The sequence below is a fragment of the Granulicella sp. S190 genome (assembly GCF_009766095.1).
In the GTDB taxonomy this organism is placed as follows: Bacteria; Acidobacteriota; Terriglobia; order Terriglobales; family Acidobacteriaceae; genus Edaphobacter.
Map to the genome: position 1 here is coordinate 230659 of NZ_LMUD01000047.1, position 24430 is coordinate 255088.

21 protein-coding genes are annotated in these 24430 nt (G+C 54.1%); 12 read left to right on the forward strand and 9 right to left on the reverse strand.

Annotated features, from left to right (window positions below; genetic code table 11):
- Nucleotides 1-69 precede the first annotated feature (69 nt).
- Nucleotides 70-450, reverse strand: coding sequence for a holo-ACP synthase (locus GSQ94_RS20730; RefSeq protein WP_158945972.1), 381 nt, complete (start codon nt 448-450; stop codon nt 70-72).
- A gap of 223 nt (nt 451-673) precedes the next feature.
- On the opposite strand from GSQ94_RS20730, the gene GSQ94_RS20735 reads away from it, so the two are divergent.
- Nucleotides 674-1024, forward strand: coding sequence for a hypothetical protein (locus GSQ94_RS20735; RefSeq protein ID WP_158945974.1), 351 nt, complete (start codon nt 674-676; stop codon nt 1022-1024).
- A gap of 101 nt (nt 1025-1125) precedes the next feature.
- Here the strand turns inward: GSQ94_RS20735 and GSQ94_RS20740 are convergent, their stop codons facing one another.
- Entirely contained in the window at nt 1126-1719 is a 594-nt protein-coding gene (locus tag GSQ94_RS20740) for a hypothetical protein (protein WP_158945976.1), read from the reverse strand.
- Nucleotides 1720-1755: 36 nt separating this feature from the next.
- On the opposite strand from GSQ94_RS20740, the gene GSQ94_RS20745 reads away from it, so the two are divergent.
- The 4 genes from GSQ94_RS20745 (at nt 1756) to GSQ94_RS20760 (ending at nt 10531) form a co-directional block, all read left to right on the forward strand.
- Nucleotides 1756-2544: an ABC transporter ATP-binding protein gene (locus GSQ94_RS20745; protein ID WP_254064025.1), complete on the forward strand. Its 789-nt coding sequence runs from the start codon at nt 1756-1758 to the stop codon at nt 2542-2544.
- Between the two features lie 206 nt (nt 2545-2750).
- On the forward strand, nt 2751-3602 hold the full coding sequence (locus tag GSQ94_RS20750; RefSeq protein WP_158945978.1) for a JmjC domain-containing protein: 852 nt from the start codon (nt 2751-2753) through the stop codon (nt 3600-3602).
- Between the two features lie 1390 nt (nt 3603-4992).
- Entirely contained in the window at nt 4993-9168 is a 4176-nt protein-coding gene (locus GSQ94_RS20755) for a putative Ig domain-containing protein (protein ID WP_254064026.1), read from the forward strand.
- A gap of 49 nt (nt 9169-9217) precedes the next feature.
- Nucleotides 9218-10531, forward strand: a complete 1314-nt coding sequence (locus GSQ94_RS20760; RefSeq protein WP_158945980.1) for an OmpA family protein — start codon at nt 9218-9220, stop codon at nt 10529-10531.
- A gap of 844 nt (nt 10532-11375) precedes the next feature.
- On the opposite strand, the gene GSQ94_RS20765 is transcribed toward GSQ94_RS20760, so the two are convergent.
- Nucleotides 11376-11846, reverse strand: a complete 471-nt coding sequence (locus GSQ94_RS20765) for a PH domain-containing protein (protein ID WP_158945982.1) — start codon at nt 11844-11846, stop codon at nt 11376-11378.
- A 147-nt stretch (nt 11847-11993) separates the two neighbouring features.
- On the opposite strand from GSQ94_RS20765, the gene GSQ94_RS20770 reads away from it, so the two are divergent.
- Nucleotides 11994-12287: a DUF1330 domain-containing protein gene (locus GSQ94_RS20770; protein WP_158945984.1), complete on the forward strand. Its 294-nt coding sequence runs from the start codon at nt 11994-11996 to the stop codon at nt 12285-12287.
- Between the two features lie 170 nt (nt 12288-12457).
- Here GSQ94_RS20770 and GSQ94_RS20775 read toward each other — a convergent pair whose 3' ends face one another.
- On the reverse strand, nt 12458-12658 hold the full coding sequence (locus tag GSQ94_RS20775) for a hypothetical protein (protein ID WP_158945986.1): 201 nt from the start codon (nt 12656-12658) through the stop codon (nt 12458-12460).
- Nucleotides 12659-12824: 166 nt separating this feature from the next.
- On the opposite strand from GSQ94_RS20775, the gene GSQ94_RS20780 reads away from it, so the two are divergent.
- Nucleotides 12825-13172: a hypothetical protein gene (locus GSQ94_RS20780; RefSeq protein ID WP_158945988.1), complete on the forward strand. Its 348-nt coding sequence runs from the start codon at nt 12825-12827 to the stop codon at nt 13170-13172.
- Between the two features lie 79 nt (nt 13173-13251).
- On the opposite strand, the gene GSQ94_RS20785 is transcribed toward GSQ94_RS20780, so the two are convergent.
- Both GSQ94_RS20785 and GSQ94_RS20790 read right to left on the reverse strand, forming a co-directional pair.
- Nucleotides 13252-13869 carry a YceI family protein gene (locus GSQ94_RS20785; RefSeq protein WP_158945990.1) on the reverse strand — a complete coding sequence of 206 codons (618 nt, stop codon included), beginning with the start codon at nt 13867-13869 and terminating at the stop codon, nt 13252-13254.
- A gap of 65 nt (nt 13870-13934) precedes the next feature.
- On the reverse strand, nt 13935-14372 hold the full coding sequence (locus GSQ94_RS20790) for a hypothetical protein (protein WP_158945992.1): 438 nt from the start codon (nt 14370-14372) through the stop codon (nt 13935-13937).
- 188 nt (nt 14373-14560) lie between these two features.
- Between GSQ94_RS20790 and GSQ94_RS20795 the strand changes: the two genes are divergently transcribed.
- The 5 genes from GSQ94_RS20795 to GSQ94_RS20815 all read left to right on the forward strand — a co-directional run bounded on the left by GSQ94_RS20795 (nt 14561) and on the right by GSQ94_RS20815 (nt 19938).
- Nucleotides 14561-15304 (forward strand): DinB family protein, encoded by a 744-nt coding sequence (locus tag GSQ94_RS20795; RefSeq protein ID WP_254064027.1) that lies wholly within the window; start codon nt 14561-14563, stop codon nt 15302-15304.
- Between the two features lie 401 nt (nt 15305-15705).
- On the forward strand, nt 15706-16968 hold the full coding sequence (locus tag GSQ94_RS20800; protein ID WP_158945994.1) for an NAD(P)/FAD-dependent oxidoreductase: 1263 nt from the start codon (nt 15706-15708) through the stop codon (nt 16966-16968).
- Nucleotides 16969-17570: 602 nt separating this feature from the next.
- Entirely contained in the window at nt 17571-18194 is a 624-nt protein-coding gene (locus GSQ94_RS20805) for a cadmium resistance transporter (protein ID WP_174240974.1), read from the forward strand.
- 652 nt (nt 18195-18846) lie between these two features.
- Nucleotides 18847-19374, forward strand: a complete 528-nt coding sequence (locus tag GSQ94_RS20810) for a hypothetical protein (RefSeq protein ID WP_158945996.1) — start codon at nt 18847-18849, stop codon at nt 19372-19374.
- Nucleotides 19375-19761: 387 nt separating this feature from the next.
- Complete coding sequence (locus GSQ94_RS20815) at nt 19762-19938, forward strand: hypothetical protein (RefSeq protein ID WP_158945998.1); 177 nt, start codon at nt 19762-19764, stop codon at nt 19936-19938.
- Between the two features lie 529 nt (nt 19939-20467).
- Here the strand turns inward: GSQ94_RS20815 and GSQ94_RS20820 are convergent.
- The 3 genes from GSQ94_RS20820 to GSQ94_RS20830 form a co-directional block, all read right to left on the reverse strand.
- Nucleotides 20468-21991, reverse strand: coding sequence for a PD40 domain-containing protein (locus GSQ94_RS20820; protein ID WP_158946000.1), 1524 nt, complete (start codon nt 21989-21991; stop codon nt 20468-20470).
- Between the two features lie 18 nt (nt 21992-22009).
- Complete coding sequence (locus GSQ94_RS20825) at nt 22010-22939, reverse strand: VOC family protein (RefSeq protein ID WP_158946002.1); 930 nt, start codon at nt 22937-22939, stop codon at nt 22010-22012.
- Between the two features lie 182 nt (nt 22940-23121).
- On the reverse strand, nt 23122-24159 hold the full coding sequence (locus GSQ94_RS20830; protein WP_371417591.1) for a LacI family DNA-binding transcriptional regulator: 1038 nt from the start codon (nt 24157-24159) through the stop codon (nt 23122-23124).
- Nucleotides 24160-24430: the final 271 nt, after the last annotated feature.

The window sequence follows — 24430 nt, forward strand, 5'->3', positions numbered from 1 at the left end:
CGCTAAAGTGCGTTATCCCCATATGGATGCGTAAAGCGTTCGAATGGTTTCAAGTTCTTCTCCTCGCGCTTAGTCTTCCGTCACCACCACCGCCATGGCCAGATCACGGCTATGGGTCAGGCTCAACTGCACCCGCCGCACACCCATGGCGGCTGCCATCTCCGCGGCCCGTCCCCTAAAGTGCAATGTCGGTCGACCGCTTTCTTCCCGCCGCACCTCGAGCTCCTTCCAGGTGATCCCTCGGCTGATTCCCGTTCCCAAGGCTTTGGCACCAGCTTCTTTCGCTGCAAACCGGGCTGCGAAACTCTCAGAAGCATTTTTCTTCTTGCGCATGCAGTAAGCAATCTCTCCTGCAGTAAAAACGCGTTGCAGAAACCGTTCGCCATAGCGTTCGATACTCTCGTCAATCCGTCTCGTCTCTATCAGGTCCGTTCCGACGCCAAGCACCATAAAAACCTCGCCTCTACAATCCTTCTACACCCTGCGCTCCGAACAATCTGTCAGTCCGAACGGTCAGACTTCTGAAAGGATTCAAGCCATCTCTTTTCAACAGTGTCAACAAGAAACACCACGTGACTACCGTACCTATAACAACCCCTCACGCTTCTCCCTTCTCGTTCCGATGAACACTCTATCGGCAAGCATATTTTCATCTGCAAAGGCTCTATATCCCATGCAATTACTTGATATCAAGGGATTCAGCTACGAAGAGCGTCACGGCCTTCTCCCCACGCTCGTCTCAGCCTTTGCAGACTGCGGAGGCTGGATACTTAAGCGTAAGACACTTTCGCCCACCACCATAGAGTTTCGGGTTGAGATTCAGCTTCGCGCCGTTATCGAACTCTATGCGGCCATCATCTCTTCAGGCCTTGAGCTTACTCGTGCTGGTCACCTCGGCTTTACTCATCTTTGTACTTGCCGTAAAAATCTCTCCACCCCAGCGGACCTTGGCCAGATCGTAACCGTTCGTCTTGAAATCAGCTTCCTCGAAGAAACTACCCTTCAGGCATTTTTCGTCGCCTAAGGAGAGAGTGCCTGATCTTACAAGCGCGTTTGTGGATGGCTAATTTGTTTTGTTCAGTTCTCAATAGCGCAACCGATCGGTTTGGAGAATCTGATCCTCAATCAGCGTCCAAGTACAACCGCTGTCCTGCGATGGAGAAGACTATCAGAGTCCCCAATGACGAGTACTCCTGGCTGCTTCCACCCTTGCGTCAAAATTAGTCTCAAGCCGGTGGCATCTCCAGCCACCTTGAAAACAGGCTCACTCATCACCGAGTCTCCCCCCGCTATCTTCGCCGTAAGCCCCACGCCGTTCACTCCGGTTGACTCTTCCCACCGGCGGCCCTGTTCATCCACAAGATAAGCCTTCATCAAACTTTCGCTCTGCGCCGATTCTCCCTGATTTGCGACTCGAACGGCTACTCGTAACAGTAGCCGCCCATCACGAATTAAAAAACCTCGTACTTCCTCGACTCCGATCACCGTATAGCACATGCCTCCAAAGCACTGAGGCTGACCCAACGCCACGATCTTCTGTCTCTGTCCAAGCGAAACTCCTAGCAGTACGCTGAGGTAAACCACCCATACAACAAAAAGTGACAATAATCCTCGGCGTACCCGCTGCCGCTCACTTCTTAGCTGCGATAATCCAATCCCCATCACTCCCAATGCCGTCCAACTCACCACCCCCACCAGCAAAAGCTCAGTCAGCCTCACTCCCCACTCCATTCGCGATAGACTTTATAAACGTACATGTCTTCTCATTCTTCCACGTTGTCCCCCCAGCCCGACCCGACCTCCGCAACGCCGAGTCAGTCGACGATCGCAGCCACCTCTACGGCTCCGATCATCTTGGCTCGCGACCTCGGCAAGACCTATCGTTCCGGCAAACTCGAGGTCCCTGCCCTTCGTAAGGTCAACTTCGCCATCACTCCAGGTGAATTCGTCGCCATCGTTGGGCCATCCGGCTCCGGCAAATCCACCCTCTTCTATATTCTTGGAGGCCTTACTGGTGCCACCACCGGTTCTGTCCTGATCGACGGCATCGACTTCGCTACTCTTACCGATGCCGAACGCACCAAGACCCGACGCGCCAAAATCGGCTTCATCTTCCAGCGTTTCAACCTATTGCCAACCCTTTCTGCGATGGGCAACATAGAGATCGCCCACGATATTGCAAATCTCGGCTCCTCTAACAAGCGAGAGTTGGATCGGCCTCTTCTCGATCACCTTACTGAGATGTTGGGTATTCAAGGACGCCTTGACCATCGTCCTAATGAGTTGTCTGGTGGTGAGCAACAGCGCGTGGCCATCGCCCGAGCCCTCATCAATCGACCGGCCATCGTTCTTGCCGACGAGCCCACTGGCAATCTTGACACTAAAAACTCTGACGCCGTTCTTAAGATGCTCCGCCAGTCAAGCCGCGAGCTCAATCAGACCGTTCTAATGATTACTCATAACCCTGAGGCTGCCCAGATTGCCGACCGTATCCTTCACATGCGGGACGGAGAAATTACTCATATTCAAACTGTCACACACTAGCTTTTATGCGACGCGATTTATAAAAATGGCGAAATAGCTAATAATTGTCTTAATTAGATTCAGAGTAACTTGAGTATCGGTTACCTAAAAAAACATGCAAACACTGCAGAGATGTGTTGCGGGTCACTTTAAAATTGAAGTAAACAGTCCTCCCCCTGTACCATTCGAGACTAGTAAGGCAAGATCCATTTGATTTGGGGGTTATCGTGGCTTACACGTATTTTCAACCAGAAGCTGAATTTTCTGATTCCTTTCGGCGAAAGCCATTCCTTTTTTCCCACAATCTGGACTCCAACGATTTGTTTTCGACGCAATCAGTGGAGAAGCTCGCCGAAATCTGGAGCCGTGACGATTCGAAGAAGGGTTTTTTTTATCTAGACAGAAAGTTTAGAGAGTGGGGAAGTGAAGATCATAGGGCCAGTCTTGTAGAAGCCTTTCGTCACTCTGACCTTAGTCGTATGAGAATGAAGCTCAGCTTTATTCACACTCAGCCTAAGTACGACAAGGTTCTCGAGACTATGACGGAGGAGCTCTCGGAGCTCACTCATGTCGATCTTCGTAAAGAGTATCGTGCGCCGATGGAAACGCTTTTCCTTACCTCGCCGAATGAATTTACTCCCTACCATATCGATAGTGAAGACAGTTTCCTACTGCAAATCCAAGGAACTAAGACTATCTACATCTTCGATGGAAGCGACGGCGAGATTCTTAACAACCTCGATATTGAAAAGTATTGGGCGCAGAATGAGATCGCGTTTCGTGAAGAGATACGATCACGTGGAGTTCGCTTCGATATGGTTCCTGGAACCGGAGTGCACATTCCAATGCACTTTCCTCACATGGTGGAGAGCGGCCCTACTTCTTCGATGTCGCTTAGTATTGGCTATGAATCAATAGCTTTTGATCGTGATCTCTTCCGGGTTAACCATCAGCTGCGCAAGCTTGGTCTAAATCCAACCCCTCCGGGGAAGAGTAAAGTCATTGATAACACCAAGATGGCTGTTTTTGCCGGTGCCAAGGGGATCACTAAGACACTCAAAAATCTGCAACCGAAGTAATTGGCAGGGATGTCTGGGATAGATAAATCCTACATTTTTTTGCTAAACCAAACCCCTGCTTTTGCAGGGGTTTTTCGCGAAAAGTGGGTTCGGGAGATGGTTTTTTGATGGTCAAATCGTGGTGGCGTGCGTGGTAAACGTGGTGTTGAAACAACACTTACTCTCTGCTGAAAAATACGCCAACCTTCTAACTAATTTTTTTTGAAGGTTTGTCGTGGTACAGAGGAGCAGTGGTGTTCTTACACGTTTATGCACAGATCGCTGGAGAGAAGGCGCAATCGCGTGACCTCAACGCATGCCGACGTGCTTATGACGTTGCCATGCGTTGCAGCATATTTTGAGTTTGATATAACACGTGCGAGTGCCATCTTTCGCATAAAAGATTTTTTGCAGGCGAAAAAGACGATGTCAAAACATCCGGGTTATCGAATGACCGGTCAGGTCGGCTTCTCGATTTGCGATCCGTGCCGGATCATGTTTGTTTTCTGCGGTATCGCTAAGTCTCGCGGCTGAGCGAACTTCTCCATTCTGACGATCTTTTCTGCGATGGCCAGGCTGATGAAGTGGTTGAGCGATATTCCGTCAATGTGCGCCAGGTCATTGGCCTGTTGGCGAATCGAAGGACATAGGCGGAGTGGAAAACTCTGGTGCCGCTTATATTCTTGGGTCATTCTTACTCCCTACTGGTACTGCAACCCTACCCGCGTAGCTGAGAGCACAGACTTGTTTCTTTGCTGATTCTGACCGAATAGTTATAGAAATAGCAATAGCAATTATTGGTTACGTCGGAGTTGGCTATGGAGGACTACTCACTTACTTGAGTGCTTCTTCCTAGCGTGAATGTAATACGCCGGACGCTTACCAACTAGATTTAGTTATCTCGATCTCCCCCAACAATGAGTGATTTCACCCAATAAACAAGCTGTGATATCGAATGTGATATCAAACGCTGGATTAATTGAAAATCCTTCCAATCCAAAATCTGAGGAAAACGCTATAGGAGGTGACTGCAATATTTTGCGGTTACTTTTGGCACTTCTTTGCCTTCGGAATTTTGCCTTGGAGGAATTAAATGGTTCAGCCGCGTAGCTACTCCAACTCTTTTCTCGATTTGACTTCTGATCCCTCCGTTACCGACTCCTTCGAACCTGGAAATGACAGGTTTTATAGCAACAAACGGACATGTTTGACAGAGACTCTGCAGGCTCACACCTCTCAAAGTAAAGCGTTTGCTGGCAAGAAGTCACAGCCACATTCGTACTTTGCAGGAGCTCTAATAGCCACCCTCACATCGCGTACGTTCCAGCAGGGCAATCAAAAGCGCAAACCTGCAAAAAAGTTCAATTTTACCCACCCCATTCTTCGTCACACGGACCCTAAGGAGCTTTCCATGTCGAACAAAACAATGATATTTTTGAAGCTGGATCAAATAACCAGTACTACCAGAAGCTACGATCAGCACCAGAATTCGGCTGTTGAAACGTTTGTACGTGGCAGCGCAATCTTGTTCTTGCTGCTGAGCATCTGTTTTGCTTTTACGGGATGCGGATCCGGTGGCTATGCTGGTGGGGGGATCGTAAGTCTATCTGCTTCTGCAGTTACCCTCGATGCTGGACAGTCGTTCGCAGTGACCTCAAAACTTTCCGGAAGCCCCAATGTGGGATGGGCGCTTTCGAGCACCATGTGCAATGCGGGCGCATGTGGAACGCTTTCTGCATCCGCTGGCAACTCTGTTACTTACACTGCTCCTTCTGGAATTACTTCACAGATGGTGTTGACGTTGACAGCAGCCGTTACAGGTACGACCAGTAAAAGTGCTGTCACTATTACTGTTAATCCTGATCCGACGATCTCGGGCAATCCGCCCTCGGGTACGGTGGGAACGGCTTATACCTCGACCCTTATCGCGGCTGGAGGTACGGCGCCTCTGAAGTGGAGTGTTGCAAGCGGCATGCTCCCGGCGGGACTTACCTTCGATACTACTTCCGGTGTGATCTCCGGAACGCCGACAGCTGTGGGTACTTCCAGCTTCACGGTTCAGATCACTGACTCAAGCGACATTCCGGACACGGTAACGGCGGCAGAGACGATCGCAGTCACAACGTCCAACTCCGGCACATCTCCATTGACCGTTATTGCAGGCAATCCACCTGCCGGTACGGTTGGAGTCGGTTATACGACGACGCTTACGGCTTCGGGCGGCGTCACACCTTACATGTGGAGTGTGATCTCGGGATCTCTTCCTGCAGGTCTTGCACTGTCTCCGGCAACAGGCGTTATCTCGGGAACACCGACGACGCAGGGAACATTTACGTTCACGGCGCAGGCGCAGGATGCTTCAGGAACGACAGCGAGTGCGAACTTCAGCATTAAGATCAATGCGGCAGCAGCGACGCTGACACTTACGGGTCTTCCAGGTGCTACGGTCGGAGTTCCTTACACGGGCACGATTGGAGCCACCGGAGGAACTCCCCCTTACACCTGCGCGATCGTGGCGGGGACGCTTCCTGCCGGCCTGACGCTCTCAGGCTGCGTGATTAGCGGGACGCCAACTGTTGCGGGGACAACCAACATTACGGTGACGGTGACGGATTCCGGTAGCCCGGTAGCAACTGTTACCGGTCCGGTTACAATTACCGTTTCTCCTGCAGCTCTCACGTTGACCGTCTCTTCTCTACCGAACGGTACGGTTGGAGTTGCTTATACCGCGACGATAGGAGTAGCCGGAGGCACCTCGCCTTACGCCTGCGCTATTACAGCTGGAACGTTGCCCGCCGGTCTTTCGCTCTCGGGTTGCGTTGTGAGCGGCACGCCCACTGTGGCGGGAACTGCAAATATGACGGTGAAGGCGACGGACTCAAGCACAATCGTCGAAACAACCTCAGGGCCGGTGAGTCTCACGATCCTACCGGCTCCGCTTAGTTTGACGCTCAGCTCACTCCCAGACGCGACGGTAGGGACTCCCTATACCGCCACGATTGGAGTGGCGGGTGGTACTGCACCTTACTCCTGCGTCATCACGGCTGGGCTGCTTCCTGCAGGTCTTTCGATCTCGGGCTGTGTCGTGAGTGGAACGCCAACCGTTGCAGGAACCGTGGGTCTGACGGTCAAAGCTACGGATTCCAGTCCTACGGTCGAGACTACAACGGGTCCGGTCAGCCTTACCGTGCTGCCCGCGAGTGTTGTCCTGACGCTTAGCTCGCCACCAAATGCCACGGTGGGTGTTCTTTACACAGGAACGATCGGGGTTGCAGGAGGTACCGCGCCTTACTCCTGCACGATCACAGCGGGGACGCTGCCTGCTGGACTCACAGCCTCAGGTTGCGCAGTGAGCGGCACTCCAACAACTCCCGGGACGGCGAACCTTACGGTCAAGGCGACCGATGGAAGCAGTCCGGTCAATACGACTACTGGACCGGTGACACTGACCGTTTCCCCTGCAAGTGCGACCCTGACGTTGAGCAATCCACCGAACGCTACTGTCGGAGTGCTTTATAGCGGATCGATTGGGGTGGCCGGAGGCACATCCCCTTACACCTGCACAATCACCGCCGGCACGCTTCCCGCTGGACTCACAGCGACGAACTGCCTGATCACAGGTACGCCTACGACAGCCGGGACTGCAAACCTGACTGTCAAGGCTACCGACTCCACCACTCCCACCGCCGCAACGATCACCGGGCCGGTTACGTTGACCGTCTCAGCAGTCTCACCTCTTAGCCTTACGGGCTCTCTGCCGAACGCAATTGTTGGTGTGCCTTACACGCAGACCTTGACTGCAACCGGTGGTGTGCCGCCGTACAGCTATCAGATTAGTGTCCCCAGTCTGCCTGCTGGATTGAGTCTCTCCACTGGCGGTGTTATCAGTGGAACACCGACGACACCTGGAGCAAGCAGCTTCACAGTGAAGGTTACCGATACGGAGAGCACTCCGCAGACGGCTACCCTGGCTCTCGTTCTACTTGTGGTCTATCCGCTGACACCCAATGACCCAGAGCTGACTGGTCCGTACGCCTATCTGTTCCAGGGTTATGACGATGTGCTGCTCGGTGTTCTCTCTTACCAGACAGCTACTGTTGGAAGTTTCACTGCGGACGGCGCAGGAGGGATCAACAGCGGTGAGCTGGATGCGAATCACCAGAGCTCAAACCCGACAGGGAACACGATCAGCAGCAATGCCTTCCTCGGCACCTACACAATCGGCACCGACAACCGCGGCATGATGACGATCACTAACCTCAACGCAGACGGGACGACGGCAGGGAGCGCCACCTATGCGATCTCGGTGAAGGCTCCAGTATCTCCGTCCACCATCTCAACCCAGGCCGACATGATCGAGTTTGACAATGCAAACCTGGCAGGGACACGCGGTTCGGGAACGATGCTGGCTCAAGTGCCGGCGGCGCTCGCCGCTGGGCTCAGCGGCAGCTACGTCTTTGGACTCTCCGGAGATGCACCCTGCCTGCCTGCCTGCACTGCTGGCCTGATTGCTGGTCCCGCAGCGGCTGTAGGACAGTTCACGACCTCCGGTTCGACCCTCGTCGGAACAGGCGACTCGAACAATGGAGCGTCGAATTATCCAACGGAGGTTCTCGGCGGAAGCTTCGCTACTGCGGACGCTAACGGGCGCGTAGCCCTGACGATGACCACGGCGAATACGCCGACCGGTTATCCCACGGACTATGCGGTCTACCTTGTCAACGCAAACCAGTCGTTCGTGATGTCGACTGACAAGCACTCGTCCTTCCTTCTCCTCGCAGGTTCGACTCAACTACAGACGCAGAGCAGCTTCAGCAACGCGTCGATGAGCGGACCGTTTATCGGGTACGAGAACTCGGCTACCAATCCTGGCTTAGTGACAGGGCTGGTGTTGGAGAACGTGCTCAACCTCTCCACGGCAACCATCTTCCGCGGAACGGCTACTGCCAACGGAAGCTGCAACGTTACCAACGTCGATCTAGGCGGCACGACTGGGCTGGTCAATGAGTTGACGGGACTTCTGCCAGGCCTTAGTGGATTACTCGGCGGCCTGCTGGGTTCGGATGCGACCACAGGACCAATCACCTGTGACGTAGCCTCCTACGGACGCGGGACTCTACAGTATCCTGCGCCCACACTGCTTGGTATTCCCGCCGGCCCTGCTCCTGCTCCTCGGGTGTTCTACCTGAGCGCGCCTGATCACGGCTACTTCCTGGAGTCAGGCTACGCCGGACTCGGGAACCTGGAAGCACAGACTGGAGCTCCGTTTACGACAGCGACCTTCGATGGAACCTTTGTCTACGGGACCACCGCAGCTGCTTCTCTGGCAAGCATCAACGCTTCGGGCAATATCGTAGCCAACGGAACAGGTAGCGCTACCTCCACTGTCGATGAAAACCTCGGCGTTGGAAACATCAACCTGCTGTCACTCGATGTAACCAGCACGAATCCTTACACCCTCACCGATGCGATAGCGGGCCGTTATACCTACGGCACGGACGTCATCTACGCGATCACGCCTACCAGATTCGTTCTGGTGGATACGAACGCGCTGACGACCTCGCCTTCCATCACGTTGCTCTACTAGGTCACCAGAACCACTAACACCGGGCGTTCTGTCCCGGAAGGAGATTAAAATGTTGCGTTCTATCAATCTCGCTCTGGTCCTAGTGACGGTTGGAGTCTCCGCTGCCTTCGGGCAGCGGGGCCCCGCCGATCAGTCACTGATTCCTCCAAAATTTGAGCTTTCCGCTGGATATAACAACATTCATTCCAATGCGCCTCCGGGCCAGACAGAGTACTTCAACTTGAATGGGGGGTATGTCTCAGGAGACTTTCGTATCACGGACTGGTTCAGCGTTGGCGGGGAGTTCACCGCAGGTCACGCGAACGATATCAGCCAGCTTGGTCAGAATTTGACCTTGTTCACGTTTCTTGGAGGACCAAGGATCTCAAGACCGGGGCATCGCCTGGTTCCATTTGCTGAAGTGCTCTTTGGCGGAGCTCACGGAACTGACTCTTACTTTCCAACGGCAACGTCTTCGACCACTAGCGCCTCAAGCTGGGCTCTTTCAGCCGGAGGCGGACTTGATATCAATCTCACACGGCGGTTCGCCATTCGTGCGGTCAATGCCGACTACCTAAGAACGGCGCTCCCCAACGGGACGAGTGACAACTCTCAGAATCACCTGCAGATCGGTGCCGGGGTGGTCCTCAAGTTCCTGCCGAAGGAGAGAGTACTCGCAGCTTCTCCGGTTACTCATAAACCGAGTGAGATCGTCTTTACCTGCGGAACGAATGTGGAGACCATCGACGAAGGGCAGGCACTGGAGATCATGGGTCATACGTTGACGGAGCCGGATAAGCTCGAGGTCACCTACACGTGGACGTCGGACGGAGGAAAGATCCAGGGTACGGGGCGTAGCGTGAGTCTCAACACTACGGGGATGCCCACCGGGGAGTATCGCATTACGGGGCATGCAGCCCTGGTCTCAAATCCCACCATCACCGCGGAGTGCGCTGTGCCATTCCACGTCAGCGGGCACTCCAACATCTCGGATAGCGCCAGTGCAGCGGAGCAGGCTGCGGAGGCCGCAAGGAAGGACAAGATCTTCCACGAGAATGTGCAGGATGCCTTATTCGATTACGACAGCGCCGATATTCGAAAAGATGCTCACGAGGCGATCAAGCATGCCGCGAAGTATCTGGCGGATAATCCTTCGATTCGTGTGCTGGTGGAGGGGTATGCGGACGAGCGTGGGTCGGCGGAGTACAACCTGGCTCTTGGCGAGGAGCGTGCGAATGCTGCGCGTAACGCGCTTCTGGCTGAAGGGGTGTCCCCGGATCGCATTGAGATCATCAGTTACGGAAAGGAGGCGCAGGTGTGTACTGCTGAGAACGAGGCATGTTGGCAGCAGAACCGCCGCGCGGCCTTCTCGCTGCATCCGTAGCTGGCGGTAACTCTGTAGGGCGAGCCCCCTCGCTGAGTACTTCATGGGGGCTGCCGTTACAGCGGTTGGTGAAGAGGGGTGGTGTGGCGCGATTTACCAGTCGAGCAGGACTCGCGCCGCACCCCTTTCTTTACGTCGTTGGGGAGAACGATACCAACGCCGTGACGAAGAGCACACCGTAAAGGATCACCAGAAGCGGCCACCAGTTTTCCAACCACGACGATTCAGGGGACGAACTCATCTCAACATTCTCCTTTTAGCACTACCAAAATCCTAACCGAGAAATCGGGTTGGGATTTTTGCTTTGGCTTTTACGGACAGGGTACCCCTCCCCCCTTCAGGGTATTTTGCAGGGAAGTGGTTTGGATAGAGAGGTTTAGAGGGAGGGTGTGCCGCTAAAATATTGCATTCATGAGGGTTGTGGATAAAATACTTGTTTTGTTTGGCTTATGGCAACTTGCATGATGGTGTAGGAACTGCAAACGCAGATTCCCTTCGGCAATGACAAACAAAAAGCGACTCTACCCCAAATTTACGACGTTTGCCCTTCGTATGAATTGAAGTGCAAGCGTCAAGCTTCGCTGCATCGAGATGGTGGCTTGCTTCGTTTTCGTGGTGCTTCGATGGTCTTTGGTTGCGTTGAATTTCAGAGTTGCTGTGTTTTTTGCGTGACGGCGGCTTATTTTGCTCTCTACTTCTTCGCACTTCACTTCTTTGCTTTCTTCTTAATTGTAGCGAGTTGGGTGTAACTCATACGCCAAGCTGGGTGAAGTTTTTTTGTTCGGCGGCCGGGTGTTGCGGCGTAGCTTCGATGCTATAGAGCGGTGATACGAGTTTCCCCTGGTTAGTGCTGTCGCGTGAAGCTCTGGATCTTTTCAAGTATCTCTTGCGCGCTTTCGTCGTAGACGGCGAGAAAAGTTACGTCATATCCGACCAGGCTGCCGGCGCTGCGGCGCAACGTATTGGACGGCCGTGCGCTCTGTCGAAGTTTGAGAGCTATGGAGGAGAGGACGGGCACGAGGAGGATGCGCTTTTTGACGATCCTTGCGGATTCGATATCGGCCCAGGGGTAGAGTCGCGGAGCGCCGGTGAGGTATTTGATCTCGAGGCCGTGCTCGTCGATGCGGAGGTAGCTGTGGCTGCGCATGGCCAGGGTTAGAACGGCGAAGGTGAGGAAGAAGAAGGCGAAGAGGGATTCGGTGAGGAGGCTGAGGTGGCGCCATGCTTCGGGATTGAGCCAGTAGGAGAGGATCATCAGGGCCAGTACGAAGATCACTGGCGAGGTCAGTCGGGCTGGCTGAAAGCGCGAGATCATCGGCTGGTTGTCCCTCGGTGTGACGGTTGTGGGAGAGCTCTACCGGAGATACGGTCACCTTACCAGAGTTGAGTGATTGCTTCGGGTAGGATGAGTCGTCTTGTTGTTGGTTGCATCCAAGGTTTGCAAGGTATGGGAGAGAGCGATATGAAGAAGGGTTATTGGGTAGTTGCTTACCACACGGTTGGTGATGAGGCGACGATGAAGCACTATGGGGAGTTGGCGGGAGCGGCGCTGGCTCCGTTTGCGGCGCGTGTCCTAGTGTCGCCAAGGAGCGACGTGACAGCGCTTGAAGCCGGGTTGAAGCAGATGACGGTGGTGGTGGAGTTCGATAGCTATGCGGATGCTTTGGCTGCCTATGAGAGCGCGGATTACAAGAAGGCTCTGACTGCACTCGGGCCGGGTGTGGAGAGGGACTTCCGGATTACTGAAGGGGCTTGATTGTTCTTTGGCTTGAAGCGGTCGAGCTTTGCACGAAGCCCCACCGTAGCGCGATAAGATCGCGCGAAGATGGGGCACCGAGAGTGGTAAGTTGGTTTTATGTCTGAGCCAGACTTCACTTCGCTACTTGAGAACGATCAGATTTAGTCCATGCAGTCGTGGTGGTTCGCTTAGAGTTGCTCGCGGAGTAGCTGAGTCAATGCCTGAAGGCTGTGCTCGGAGAGACTGGCATAGTGGCGCACCTTAGCAGGATGATCTGCTTCTTCGCAGATCAGGTAGATAAGGTTGTAGAGAGCTTCCGCGTGATTCGTTACCTCGCGGATGAATAACCTGTCGGGCGGGTTAGGAACATCTGCTTTAGAATCTTCCATCTTTGCCATTTCCAGACGCGTGATTACCGTGCGGCCAAAGCCTCCCTCTAAGGATGCGTTCGATGACTATTGAGATGAGATGTATAGACTTATATGTCTGTTGTGCGACATAGTAGAACGTAGTTGACTTAGAACTCTCACAGTCCTGGTCCCGGGTGGCCCTCCCTTGTCCCGACAAATTATGGTGTGTGGCAATGAAGCGTGGCTTCTGCAGACTCGCCTGCTCGTGCTTGAACAGGCCGGGTTCGCAGTCGTATCGGCATGTTCGCGAGCTCAGATCGACTCGCTGCCGCTACACCCTGCAATTGAGCTTGGAGTTCTGGGACATTCGCTCAGTGAAGAGGAGCAGATATCGATCGCTCAGAGTTTACGTGCCAAGTGGCCGAACGCGAAGATCCTTTTTCTGGCCGCACATCAGGCATCGCTCGAGAGGGTGGCTGAGAACGAGTATCGCTCGGACAGTTCTCATCCCAGTCAGTTTGTGGCGTACTGCCGTCGAATTCTTGAGGCTTAGGATACGGTTCGTGCTTTCGTATGAAGGCCCACGTTAGCGCGATGAGACCGCGCGAAGATGGGGCCCAGATTGGTGGTGGTTATTGCTGGTAGGTGAGGCGGGGGCCGCTGGTCTGGTTGACTTTGAGGTCTACGTTGACTTCGACGCGGTCGGCGATTTTGACGAAGGGGATGCTGCCGTTGATGCCGTAGTCTTTGCGGTCGAAGGCCATGGTTCCCTTGATGGTGCCTTTGCCTGTGCCTTTGCCTGAGATGGTCATCTTGAGGGTTTCAGGTTTGGAGACTCCGCGAATGGTGAAGTCGCCGATGACGTCGAGTGTCTCTGGGCCGGTCTGGACGACTTTAGTGGAGTGGAAGGTGATGAGTGGGTTCTGATCGACGTCGAAGAAGTCTTTGCCTTTAAGTTTTTTGTCTTTGATCCCGCTGCCAGTGCTGACGGTGGCGGCCTGGATCTTGATGTCGAGGACGCCAGAGGTGACCTCGCGCGAGGCGAAGGTGAGTCTGGCGTCCCACTTGTCGAAGTTGCCGACCAGGGCGACAGAGGCTTTGACATAGAATTTGACGGAACTGTCGACGGGTGCGGTTTGAAAGACGGGGACCTGGGCGCGAGCGTTTGCAGGCAGCAGGGAGAGTGCGAGGAGGCAGAGGGTGGCCAGGCGCATGTGGGTGAGTGTCGATGGTTTCTGCGAGCGTGTCAATTGGAATCCTGCGTTGCCGAGGAGATCGCAGGATGGCGGTTGTTTCCTCAGTCGTGGAGCAGGACTCAGTTTTGTGGGTTCGGTGAGGGCGCGGGCGTGTTGTCGTCGTGATGGCCGTGGTGGAAGATTTTTCCGATACCGCGACCTGTGCCCTTGGCAATTTTTCCGGTGCCCTTAGCGGCACCTACGCCGACGTCTTTTCCGGTGACTGCTGCGCCCTTACCGACGTTGCCGGCGGCGTTGAGGGGGTGGAGGGTGACGAGGTCTCCGGCGCCTTTTCCGACGCCTTCGGCTGCGGCTCCTGTTCCCTTGGCGGTGCCTTTGCCGATATCGCCGGCACCGCTGCCAACGTCACCACCGGGACTGCGGGGTTGGGGCTGTGGCGGGGCTTGAGTTTGTGTGGGGGGTGGCGTGGGCGTGGTCTGGGATTGGCCGCTCTGGGTGCAGATGGCAAAGGCGAAGGCGAGAAGCGCAATGAATGTAGTGGATGATCTGTGGCGCACGGATGGGCCCTCCTGACAATTAGATGCGTCTGCTGGTGGGCGGGGTCCGGGAGCGGGTTAAGCTTCGCTCGAATGTCTCCTCCTACGATAAGGCTGCAATCGGAGACAGGTTGATTTTGAGGAACGATCAGCCGCGCGAGATCGGAAGTGCGTGTAAGCTTGGTGTCTCAAAAAAACAGGAGGTTTTTATGCACTCTGCTTCCACGCGCCGGACGTTTCTTTCCAACTCGGCTTTAGGTGTTCTTGCAGCTGGCGTGCCGTTGTTTGGGCAGGCTGCTCAACCTGCGGCAGCGCCGTCTACGAACCAGCCGCCTGCACCGGCTCCGCCGCCAGCCAAGCGCACGCCGATGCCGCGCATGGCGCCGCCGTATGACAAGGCCACCATCAACATGATCGGGCCGAGGCCTGGGTATACGCCGCATATCGGCACCATGGTTACGATGCTGACCTGGATGGAGCCTGCGGTGCTGGGGCCGACGCGCGACCTCAAGCAGGATCAGCTCGACTACCTGTTCGACAAGAATGCGAATACGATCGGTGCACTGATGCTTCACCTGGCGGCGACCGAGGTTTTGTACCAGAGGATTACGTTCGGTGAGGAGAACTTCGATAAGCTGCCGGCGGACTATGAGGCGAAGTGGGGGCCGGCGATGAATCTGGGTGCGTCTGGGCGCGAGAAGATCAAGGGGCACGATGTTGCTTACTATCAGGACGCGATTCGCGAGGCTCGGGAGAAGACGTTAGTGGAGTTTGCGAAGAAGGACGATGCCTGGTTCACGACGGCTCTGAAGGAGCCGGGATGGGGCGGTGGGCCGGTGAATAATTTTTGTTTGTGGTTTCACGTGTGCGAGCATATCTCGCATCATGCCGGGCAGATTGATTTGCTGATTAAACGGCTGCCCGGGGCGAAGAGTGATGAGTCTGCGGGTTGAGTGGAGGGTTGCGAAGGAACAGGTTTTTTGAAGTGGGCCGTTGACTGGTTGAGTCGGCGGCCCATTTTTTTTGGATTTTTTCTTGCGGTGGTTACGGTGTTTTGGCGTGGTGTTTTGTATCGGCCACCCGCCGTTGCGCGTAGCACCTAAGGCCCAATTCAGTTTCATGTGCGGGCGACCCGCCTCATGTGTCGAGCCTGCACCTTGGACCTTGGTATTGATCGATACGTTCGTCCAATAGATTCCTTATCGCGGTTGTGGCGTAATCGAGTTTCCGGTAGTCGGAGCAATGAAGACAGAGCGCCAGAAAATTCTGCCTACGCTTTTCGTTCTGCTCCTGGATCAAAGGCGAATCGAGGGAGGAACTCAATGGATGATCTGGGTTTCAGGGTGAAGAAGAGATGTTGAACGGCAGGATCGTCATCTATGGGCGCGCGAATTCGGCCGCGGGTTACAAGATACGTGACTTCTTGACTCGTAATTGCACTGAGTATGACTGGGTCGAACTGAATACGGATGAAGAGGCCCGGAAGCTGGCAGGAATTTCAGGAGTCGCAGATCCGCGACTTCCTGTCTGCGTTCTTAGCCAGAATAGGAGACTCTATTGTCCTAGTCTGCGCGACCTGGCGATGGCTCTGGAGTGGTTCAAAGGGCCGAAGTACGAGTGCTACGATCTGGCGATCTTTGGTGCGGGACCAGCAGGTTTGAGTGCTGCTCTCTATGGGGCCTCTGAGGGGCTGCGCACGATCGTTGTCGAGAAGATCGCCGTCGGTGGGCAGGCTGGCAGCACCTCGAAGATTGAGAACTATATGGGGTTTCCGGATGGGATCAGCGGGTGGGAGCTCGCAAGCAGGGCACGTCAACAGGCAATAAAACTGGGAGCGGAGATTATCGTAGGCCTCGAGGGGGTCGCAGGAGAGCATCAGGATGGCTGGCAGTTCAGCTGGTTCGCCAGTGGCGAGCAGATCGCTTCGAAGGCTACGATCTGCGCTACTGGCATCGAGTACTCACGACTTGGGCTTGAACGAGAGGATTATTTTCTGAATCGCGGCCTTTATTATGGTGCCGGTTCGAGCGAAGCTGATATCTGCAAGGGACATGTAGTGATTGTGGGCGGTGGGAACTCTGCTGGCCAGGCGGCGTTGAACTTCGCGCGACAGACGCGGGTGACGATGCTCGTCCGAGGGGAGTGCTTGAAGGACACGCTTTCGACGTACTTGCTGGAGCGCATTGAAGGTACTTCGTCGATTACGGTCCTAACGAAGACCACGTTAATTAAGCTCGAGGGAGATGATGCGCTGGAGAGAATTACGTATCGCGATGAGGCTGGCAACACCGCATCCATTGAGACACATAGCGTCTTCGTTTGTATTGGAGGCAAGCCTCGCCTCGACTGGGCAAAACCTGGGGTGCTGCATTGCGATCCGGCGGGCTACATTCTGACGGGCCCGGATCTCGACCGGTCTAGCCTGTCAGCGGAGATGTGGACAGATGGTCGAGCGCCACTCTTCATGGAATCAAGCATTCCAGGCTTGTTTGCTGCAGGAGATGTCCGCCATAACTCTACGAAAAGGTGTGCAGCAGCAGCGGGAGACGGTGCAGCCGCAGTGTCTATGGCTCATCAATTTCTGATGTCCGTGAAACATCAACCTCTAGGGCGATAGTGCGCGGTCTAGGCTCAACGTCTCGGAGAACCTGAATCAAACGAAGCCAAGCACAACGCCTTATAACTTCGCGAACGCACCATTCCAGAACTGGGGAGTTATTTTCTCTACGAATAACCTAGGTGGTCAAAACTACCAGGCATTGGAGTTGGAGGCTTCACACAGAATGGCGAGGGGACTGTCTTACCAGGCGAACTATACCTGGGCTCACAATATCACCGATGCTCAGGGCGATGGACCTACCGCGTTCCAGGGTGAGACTCGCTATGGACTTGCTGATCTGAATCGTTTCGACATCAGTGCTAACCGGGGTAACGTTGTTGGAAATCGGCGTCAGCGTCTGTTGGTGACAGGGACTTACGAACTGTCCTCGAGTCGTGATGGCGGGAAGCTTCGAAACCGTCGTGGCGACTGAACAAGAAGAAGAACCCCTCGCATGGCTCTCCTTCAGGAAAAGCAAGCGTCTACAGGCAAAGAGACGGTGTTGTCTTTGTCATCGACTGGACGCACGCAGATTTGCACAATCGGGTGCAGCAATGAGCACGTTGGAAACAGCAAACATAGGCTGTACTTTGCGACTCTGAATAAGATCGGTCCGGTGAATGGAATCTCTTCTCGCGCTGATTGGCATGGCGATTGTGCTGTTTGCCTCAACCAATGTCGATGATGTGTTTGTGCTCGCAGGGTTTTTCGCCGATAAGAGGTTCCGCACACGAGACACTGTGCTCGGTCAATATGTAGGGATCACCGCTTTGTTCAGCGCGAGTGTTGCGGCGTCCCTGCTCTCTCTGGTGATCTCTCGCGCCTACATCGGCCTGCTGGGAATGGTCCCTATTTTGATCGGCGGAAAGAAGCTCTTCGAACTACACCAGCCGCGCGATCGGACGAAAGAGACTTTAGACCATCACGTCGATGCCAACAGAGGCGGACGAGTCGCAACAGTAGCGCTGGTGACGTTGGCGAACGGTGGCGACAACATTGGGATCTGCACGCCATCGTTTGCTTTTCGTTCGGCACACAAGATCATCGTAATTGCTCTCGTTTTCGCCGTGATGACCGCACTCTGGTGTTTTGTAGCACACGCGATAGTGAATCATCCGAAATTGGGCTCGCCTATTCGCCGGTACGGGCAACGTGTGACTCCCGTTGTGCTAGTCGGACTTGGAGTCCTGCTCCTCTATCAAGCGGGTAGTTTCGGATTGCTGCTCGGGCGTAGTGGGTTCTAGAGAATGTTCACAGCCTGCGCCGCTCGCAGTGCCGACTCGATTCGAACAGGTCCGTGCGCAGTCTCTATGGCTCATCAATTTCTTCTTTCCGTGAAGTGTCAGCTCTACGGGACTGCCGGTCTACTTTGAGATAACCCTCTTAGGCATCAACAACAATCGTTTGTTGACACGAGCTTGGGGTCATTTCATAATGGCTTCACCGTTCACCGGGCACGTCATAGCCGGGATTCGCATTAGCTGCAGTGCCATATGCTTCAACTCCCCTAGTTCGTGTAGCAGTGGCAACCAGTAGATCGAATCCCCGAGTCTCCCTTCATTGAGGGATGCACGGCAACCTCATCCGTCTTCAGACACAATCAGGCCGCATCCAGAGCTGTTCTCTGCGGAGTTCTCCCCCGTCGGTACCGCTCAGAGGTGCGCCCTTGCGAAGAGGTGAAAGCACGATGAGCAAACCCGCGACTGCGGGAGCAGCGGTGCGCCAAAAAGCTTCAGCAAATCAGTGTTTTGCTGACCAGAACTATGCCCGAGTATGAGCACTCATATTCGAGGTATGGAGCAGATCCTGGTAGAGGAAATCTTCTATCGGGATCACTAGTAATAGCAGTTAGACGAAACAGATGCAGAGCCAAAGTCTGTTTCAATGGAGAGCTTCATGTCAGAATTACAATCGCCCCCAGTCAAGGCTGGTCCCAGCCTCGATGATCAGCCATTCGTGCCCAGCGGCACCCCTAACCAAGTCCCAAGCGAAGTCTTCGAAGCTGATGCCAATGTCTGGTATCACCTTGCGGTGAACTACGTCGATAAGGAAGGGAAACCTGCTTCTTCCTTTTTTTACCCGTTGGCGGCCAATGCCTCGACGTCGTTCTGGGACTACATGGCCTTCAACTCCACTTCCGGGCTGAAGCCTTCCAAGTTCAAGGTGCATCCGGCGAAGGGTGGTTATTCAGAGTGGGAGATCGATGACGGGAACTACCTCTGTCTGAAGGCCACGGGCTGGGCTTATCGCTCCTCGGAGTATCGCATTGGATGGGCGATCGTGAACGGCCACTTGTACAGCAATTACTGGAGAGGTCCGGTGGGTTACAGGTACGACGGGGATTCGATCATCGCTCCTGTTCCCCGGGCCTATTACATTGGGATGGACCTACCGGCGTTCACTTGTGAGTTGGTTCCTGCCTAAGGACGATGAATCTCGTGCAGCGAGGATGAGAGGAAGAAGGCCTTATGAGGGACCTTCTTCCTCTTTCGAATGTAGGGTTACCCCAATTAAGTCTCTCCGTAGTTATTGTCCGATGAGAAGCAGTTGCGTTTCTCTCGAATGCTAAAGCACTCCGGTAAAAACGAATCAGCGCGATCGAGCAGACGGGTCTGTTCACTCTTGGGCAGCGGCCTACGGAGGCTCAGGGCAACGCGAACATTTCGCATAAGACGAAGGATCATTGGTTCAACACGGCGCTGTTTTCGCAACCTGCTCCGTTTACGCTTGGCAATGCGCCGCGAGCATTGCCGAATGCGCATGTTCCCGGTACGACGAACGCAGACCTGTCCGCAATCAAAAATAACTACATTGGAGACAGTAAACGCTACTCGGTTGCAGTTCCGCGGAGAGTTCTTCAATGCGTTCAACCATCCGCAGTTCGCGCCGCCAGATACAGGCGTGAACGATGGAAACTTCGGGAAGATTACGTCGACGAATGCGAATTCTTCGAGGCAGGTACAACTAGCCCTGAAGTTCATCTACTGAGAATCCGCCAGGAGTTCCGGTTGCAATGAACTCCTGCTGATTGCCTGGGTCACGGTTGCAATGACGGGCCGATTATCGTGGCGAATCGCTTTGTCAGTGGGTAGCTGTGACGTCTGCAGGCGGAAGCACGATCCACTGCCAAACGGTCTGAACGTCCAAGGCAGAGGAAGTGGCGATGCGAGAGGGCTGTGAGTTTTGCGCAGCGGAGTTTTTTAGGCGATGGTTGAAGCGAAGAGTAAAACGAGAAGGGCAATGGGTCGCTGCATGGAATGCTCCTCTTCAGTTTGGATAACGTCGGGACCGAACACTCCCTGCAGCACAACGACGGAGGCACGCTGCTCAATGTAGAGCGAGTGGCCCAGAGTGCTGAGAGCACAATAAAGCCGAACAAAAAGATGAGATGAATCCTGCTGAGATAGAGGCTGGCCAGCCTCTATAAGCGATTTTTTGATTCGTATACATCGTCTTCGGATCGCATACTCCGACGATCAGGATCCATAACGAGGCTTGTTGAGAGTCGGACTTGGAGTCACTTCTCTAGCTCCTTATCGTTGGGTAGAAGTTCGTAGCTTACGAAAGCCAGTTTGCGGCTGTCCGGAGACCACGAAGGCACGTTGATGGTTCCCTGGCCGCCAAAGAGTTTTGCAAGCACGTGCACCGACTTGTCCTGCATCGACATGAGATTGAGCACGACATCCTTCAGAGGCGGGTGACCGGTGACGTCTTTGTCGTAAGAGAGGAAGACCATCCATTTGCCGTCGGGTGAAAGATGTGGAAACCAATCATTGGTGTCGTCTGTGAGTACTCGCTCCTGTTGGCTGCCATCGGCTCGCATGCGCCAGATCTGCATGGAGCCGGTACGCTCTGAGTTGAAATAAATGTATTGACCGTCCGGGGAAAATTCAGACCCGTCATCGAGACCGTGAGCGGTGGTGAGCCGTGTTTCTGGGCCGCCAGCGGCGGGGACGGTGTAGATGTCGAATTCGTTATTGCGCTGGCCAGTGAAAGCTATGGTCTTACCGTCCGGTGACCAGCCGTGCCAGTAGGAGGGGCCGTCGTTGGTGAGCTGGCGAGGAGTTCCGCCTGCGATGGGCAGAAGGTAGATCTTCGATTTGTTGTCGATACCTTGGTCGCTGATGGCGATGGACTGACCGTCGGGCGAGATGCCGTGGTCGTTATTGCAATGATTTTGTAGGTCAGTGAAGATCGTGACTGGGGTGTCGCTCTTCAGCGGAAGACGCATGATGTGACCTTCACTATTGAAGAGAAAGAAGGAACCATCCCGTGACCAATTTGGAGCTTCGAAGTGGCTGGGAGCAACGTACTCGACGTGGCGGTCAGTCGAAGCTACGGTTGTGGTTTCGAGAGCGCTGTATAGCGTCAACTTTTCGGCGCCGGCTGGAAGATGAGTCAATTTGACATTTGAAAAGATCGCCGTCTCAGTGACGTTCTTATCGTGAGCGCTGACGCCGATACCGATGTAGAACGAGCCGGCTAAAGGCAGTTTGGTAGAGGCGCCGGAGACATGCAGTTTGCCATCGGCGCCTGAGACGAAGGCATAGAAATAATCACCACGTTTTTCGAGGCGTACGGTTTTTGGACCGACGGCATTGGCTTCAACCTCATGAGTGTGGCCACCTGTCGCCTCTCTAAATTGTAGAGAGGTTAGACCGTCTCCGTGCCGCGCGAGGTCTACGGATTTGGAGTCAGTATCGAGGGATTCCCTGATCATGAGGACGGCCTTGCGGTGGTTATTGCCGGTTGCGCCGACGAAGTCGATATCGGCAGTCAAGGCCACGTCTCCGGAGACTTTAGTCCATAGGTAGTGGAAGTCGTCTTCCGCAAACCACATATTATCCCCGCTGCCGGTGACAGTGTAAGTGCCTTTGGTGGCGTCGTATTTTACTGAGCCGGGGTGAAGGACGGTTCCTACATCTTTTTGTTGTTGAAAGATGCCTAGAGATTGGGCGCTTGTAAATGCAGGGGTAAATGTCAGGATGACAGGGAGCGCACAGCGAAGAAGGGAGAGCAAACGAATGCTGGAAAGAGACATAAGCCACCTCGGAACGAACTAGTTTTTGGGGCTGCTGGCGGTGAAGTCTGAACAACATGGTTTGGCGACCGGCTGAAACTCCATGAGTTCAACACGGGTTCCGTCAGGATCGTAGAGATTGGCTTGCCACTTTCCGTCCTTGCCCATCTGCGGACCGTCATGCTGAGGGCTTAGGAATCGATCCTCGCGAAACAAGGTCGTTACTGCCTGCTCCATATTGGGCACACCGATAGAGAAATGATTCAATACGTCCATTTCGTGCTTGTCGACCTTGGCGAGAGGGACATCTGAACCTTCGCCAACCAGCATATATTCGATCCAGTCATGACCGTCAGGCACCTGCTGGGAGACCCAGTCAAGGTGGCCGGGTTGCATGGAACCATACCAGTAAGGCCGAAATCCCAAGACATCTTTGTAGAAACGATCTTCGGCATCTTTGCTGTGCACGAGGTAGCCGACGTGAATGATGCGGGTGCCGATCGGCTTGGTGGGCTGCAGCTTTGGTAGTTGACCAATCTGAATGAATTCCACCTCGTTACCTTCGGGATCTTTGGTCTCAAACCAGTGGCTGCCATCGCTGCCGGCCTGCAGGGGAGCGACCTCTTTTACGCCGTGAGAGAGGAGGTACTCTCGCAGGATGGCTGCATTTGCCGTGCTGTAGGAGATGCGCGCCATTCTGCTCAAACCATGCTGGGTGGGTAGCGGAAGTACTTCGACAAATTGCGTTGGGCTGAAGTAGAAACGCGTGCCATTAGGACTCTGCGGGTCAGAGCCTTTAGACGCGCCTAGACTGAAGGTGTAAAAGTGCTCGCTTGCCGCGGGATCACTTGTAAAGACAGACATGTGCGAGATGCCTGTAATAGCTGGTCGACTCTGTTGGCCGAGTATGCTTGCGGTGGTTGCGAGCATGCAGGATGCAAGACCAAGGGTACGTTTCCACTGAATCATTGCTGTCACATCCGTTCGCAACACAATTTGTGCATCGGGAAATACGCGCAATTATACCCAAAGGAAGAGAGTCGTGGGAACGTTATCATTAACGAGGGCAAAGAGACACTGATCCGTCATTAAACGATGGCGACTCGCTTTGCAGGAATTAGGTTGTCAGCGCCGATGCTGGGTGTGGGAGCTCAAGGTTTGATCACTTTGGGTGCATCCTGTGTGCATCCGCAGGAGGAACGAAGAACCAATTCAACTTTTAAAGTAATTCGGCTGCCCTTTGCCGGCCAGTCTTCTGCTTTCGCTTTGAATTGATTGAAGAGCGCCTCAGCTGCGGTTTTACCGAGCGCTTCTACAGGCTGGCGAATAACGGTGAGCGGAGGTTGCATCATGTCGGCCATGTCGAAGTCGTCAAAGCCAACAGTCGCAATATCAGTGGGAACGCGAACTCCAAGATTGCGTAGAGCGCGAAAGAGGTAACGGCTGATCCGATTGTTTCCCGAGAAGAAAGCTGTCGGTGGGTTTTTTCCCGCAAGCGCGGTTTTGACATACTTGAAGACAAGGTCTTCCGAGTCGCAATCGAGGCACTCGCCAGTCTTCAATCCAGCGTCCAAGAGAGCTCGTCGATAGCCTTGATGTCTTGTCCTGATGGTGAAGAGGTCCGGCCGGTCTCCTAAAAAGAGAATGCGTTTATGGCCGTGCTCAATGAGATGCTGAGTACCAAGTTTTGCGCCTACATGATTATCAACCACAACGGAGGAGAACCGGGACCCCTGCAAGGGGCGATCAAAGGAGATGATCGGTATGCGCTGGAAGATCTTGTCGGAAAACCTGGAATTACGCCCGACGGAAGGACAAAGAACGAGCCCTTCCACATGCTTTTGCAACATCCACTCTGCCTCGGAAAACTCCGTATCGGGATTTTCGTTGGAGGTTGTAATGATGGTTGAGTAGCCCTTAGACTGAGCGACTGCGTTGACGTTGTGAGCGCAGATGGCAAAGAAGGGATCGGTCAACGAAGGCACAATGAGACCGATCGACTTTGACTTGGCACCACGTAGTCCTCGGGCCATCTCATTGGGTCGATAACCTAGTCGTTCGATCGCTTCGTGTACCCTGCGGGCGGTCTCTGCACTGACATGCACTGAGCTGTTCAGAACGCGGGAGACTGTCATCGTCCCGACGTCAGCCAACCTAGCGACTTCGATCATCGTTGCTCTTTTGCTCATCGTTTCATACGTCAGGGAGTTTTCTCAACTTCATGGGAAACGGAGAAGCAACTTCTTTCGTCGCAACTTTGTCCAGCTGGACTGCCGTTGTAAAGAATCTTCTGCCACGAATGATACGCGATGTTTCTGTTGAACTTGCGCTAGCTCGGCCGATTTTCAGTGTTAACATTCCCGGTTACATGTTATGCCACAGGAATATTGAATGATTCTCTTCGAAGAAAATCGACCTTTGGATCTTTCGCTGATAACTGATGGACTGCGAGCCGAAGGG

Coding starts and splice junctions, on each gene's coding strand:
- GSQ94_RS20730 (WP_158945972.1), bottom strand. CDS start 450: ATGGTGCTTGGCGTCGGAACGGACCTGATAGAGACGAGACGGATTGAC.
- GSQ94_RS20805 (WP_174240974.1), top strand. CDS start 17,571: ATGGAATCTCTTCTCGCGCTGATTGGCATGGCGATTGTGCTGTTTGCC.
- GSQ94_RS20825 (WP_158946002.1), bottom strand. CDS start 22,939: ATGATTCAGTGGAAACGTACCCTTGGTCTTGCATCCTGCATGCTCGCA.
- GSQ94_RS20735 (WP_158945974.1), top strand. CDS start 674: ATGCAATTACTTGATATCAAGGGATTCAGCTACGAAGAGCGTCACGGC.
- GSQ94_RS20770 (WP_158945984.1), top strand. CDS start 11,994: ATGAAGAAGGGTTATTGGGTAGTTGCTTACCACACGGTTGGTGATGAG.
- GSQ94_RS20755 (WP_254064026.1), top strand. CDS start 4,993: ATGTCGAACAAAACAATGATATTTTTGAAGCTGGATCAAATAACCAGT.
- GSQ94_RS20760 (WP_158945980.1), top strand. CDS start 9,218: ATGTTGCGTTCTATCAATCTCGCTCTGGTCCTAGTGACGGTTGGAGTC.
- GSQ94_RS20775 (WP_158945986.1), bottom strand. CDS start 12,658: ATGGAAGATTCTAAAGCAGATGTTCCTAACCCGCCCGACAGGTTATTC.
- GSQ94_RS20820 (WP_158946000.1), bottom strand. CDS start 21,991: ATGTCTCTTTCCAGCATTCGTTTGCTCTCCCTTCTTCGCTGTGCGCTC.
- GSQ94_RS20810 (WP_158945996.1), top strand. CDS start 18,847: ATGTCAGAATTACAATCGCCCCCAGTCAAGGCTGGTCCCAGCCTCGAT.
- GSQ94_RS20745 (WP_254064025.1), top strand. CDS start 1,756: ATGTCTTCTCATTCTTCCACGTTGTCCCCCCAGCCCGACCCGACCTCC.
- GSQ94_RS20830 (WP_371417591.1), bottom strand. CDS start 24,159: ATGAGCAAAAGAGCAACGATGATCGAAGTCGCTAGGTTGGCTGACGTC.
- GSQ94_RS20800 (WP_158945994.1), top strand. CDS start 15,706: ATGTTGAACGGCAGGATCGTCATCTATGGGCGCGCGAATTCGGCCGCG.
- GSQ94_RS20795 (WP_254064027.1), top strand. CDS start 14,561: ATGCACTCTGCTTCCACGCGCCGGACGTTTCTTTCCAACTCGGCTTTA.
- GSQ94_RS20765 (WP_158945982.1), bottom strand. CDS start 11,846: ATGATCTCGCGCTTTCAGCCAGCCCGACTGACCTCGCCAGTGATCTTC.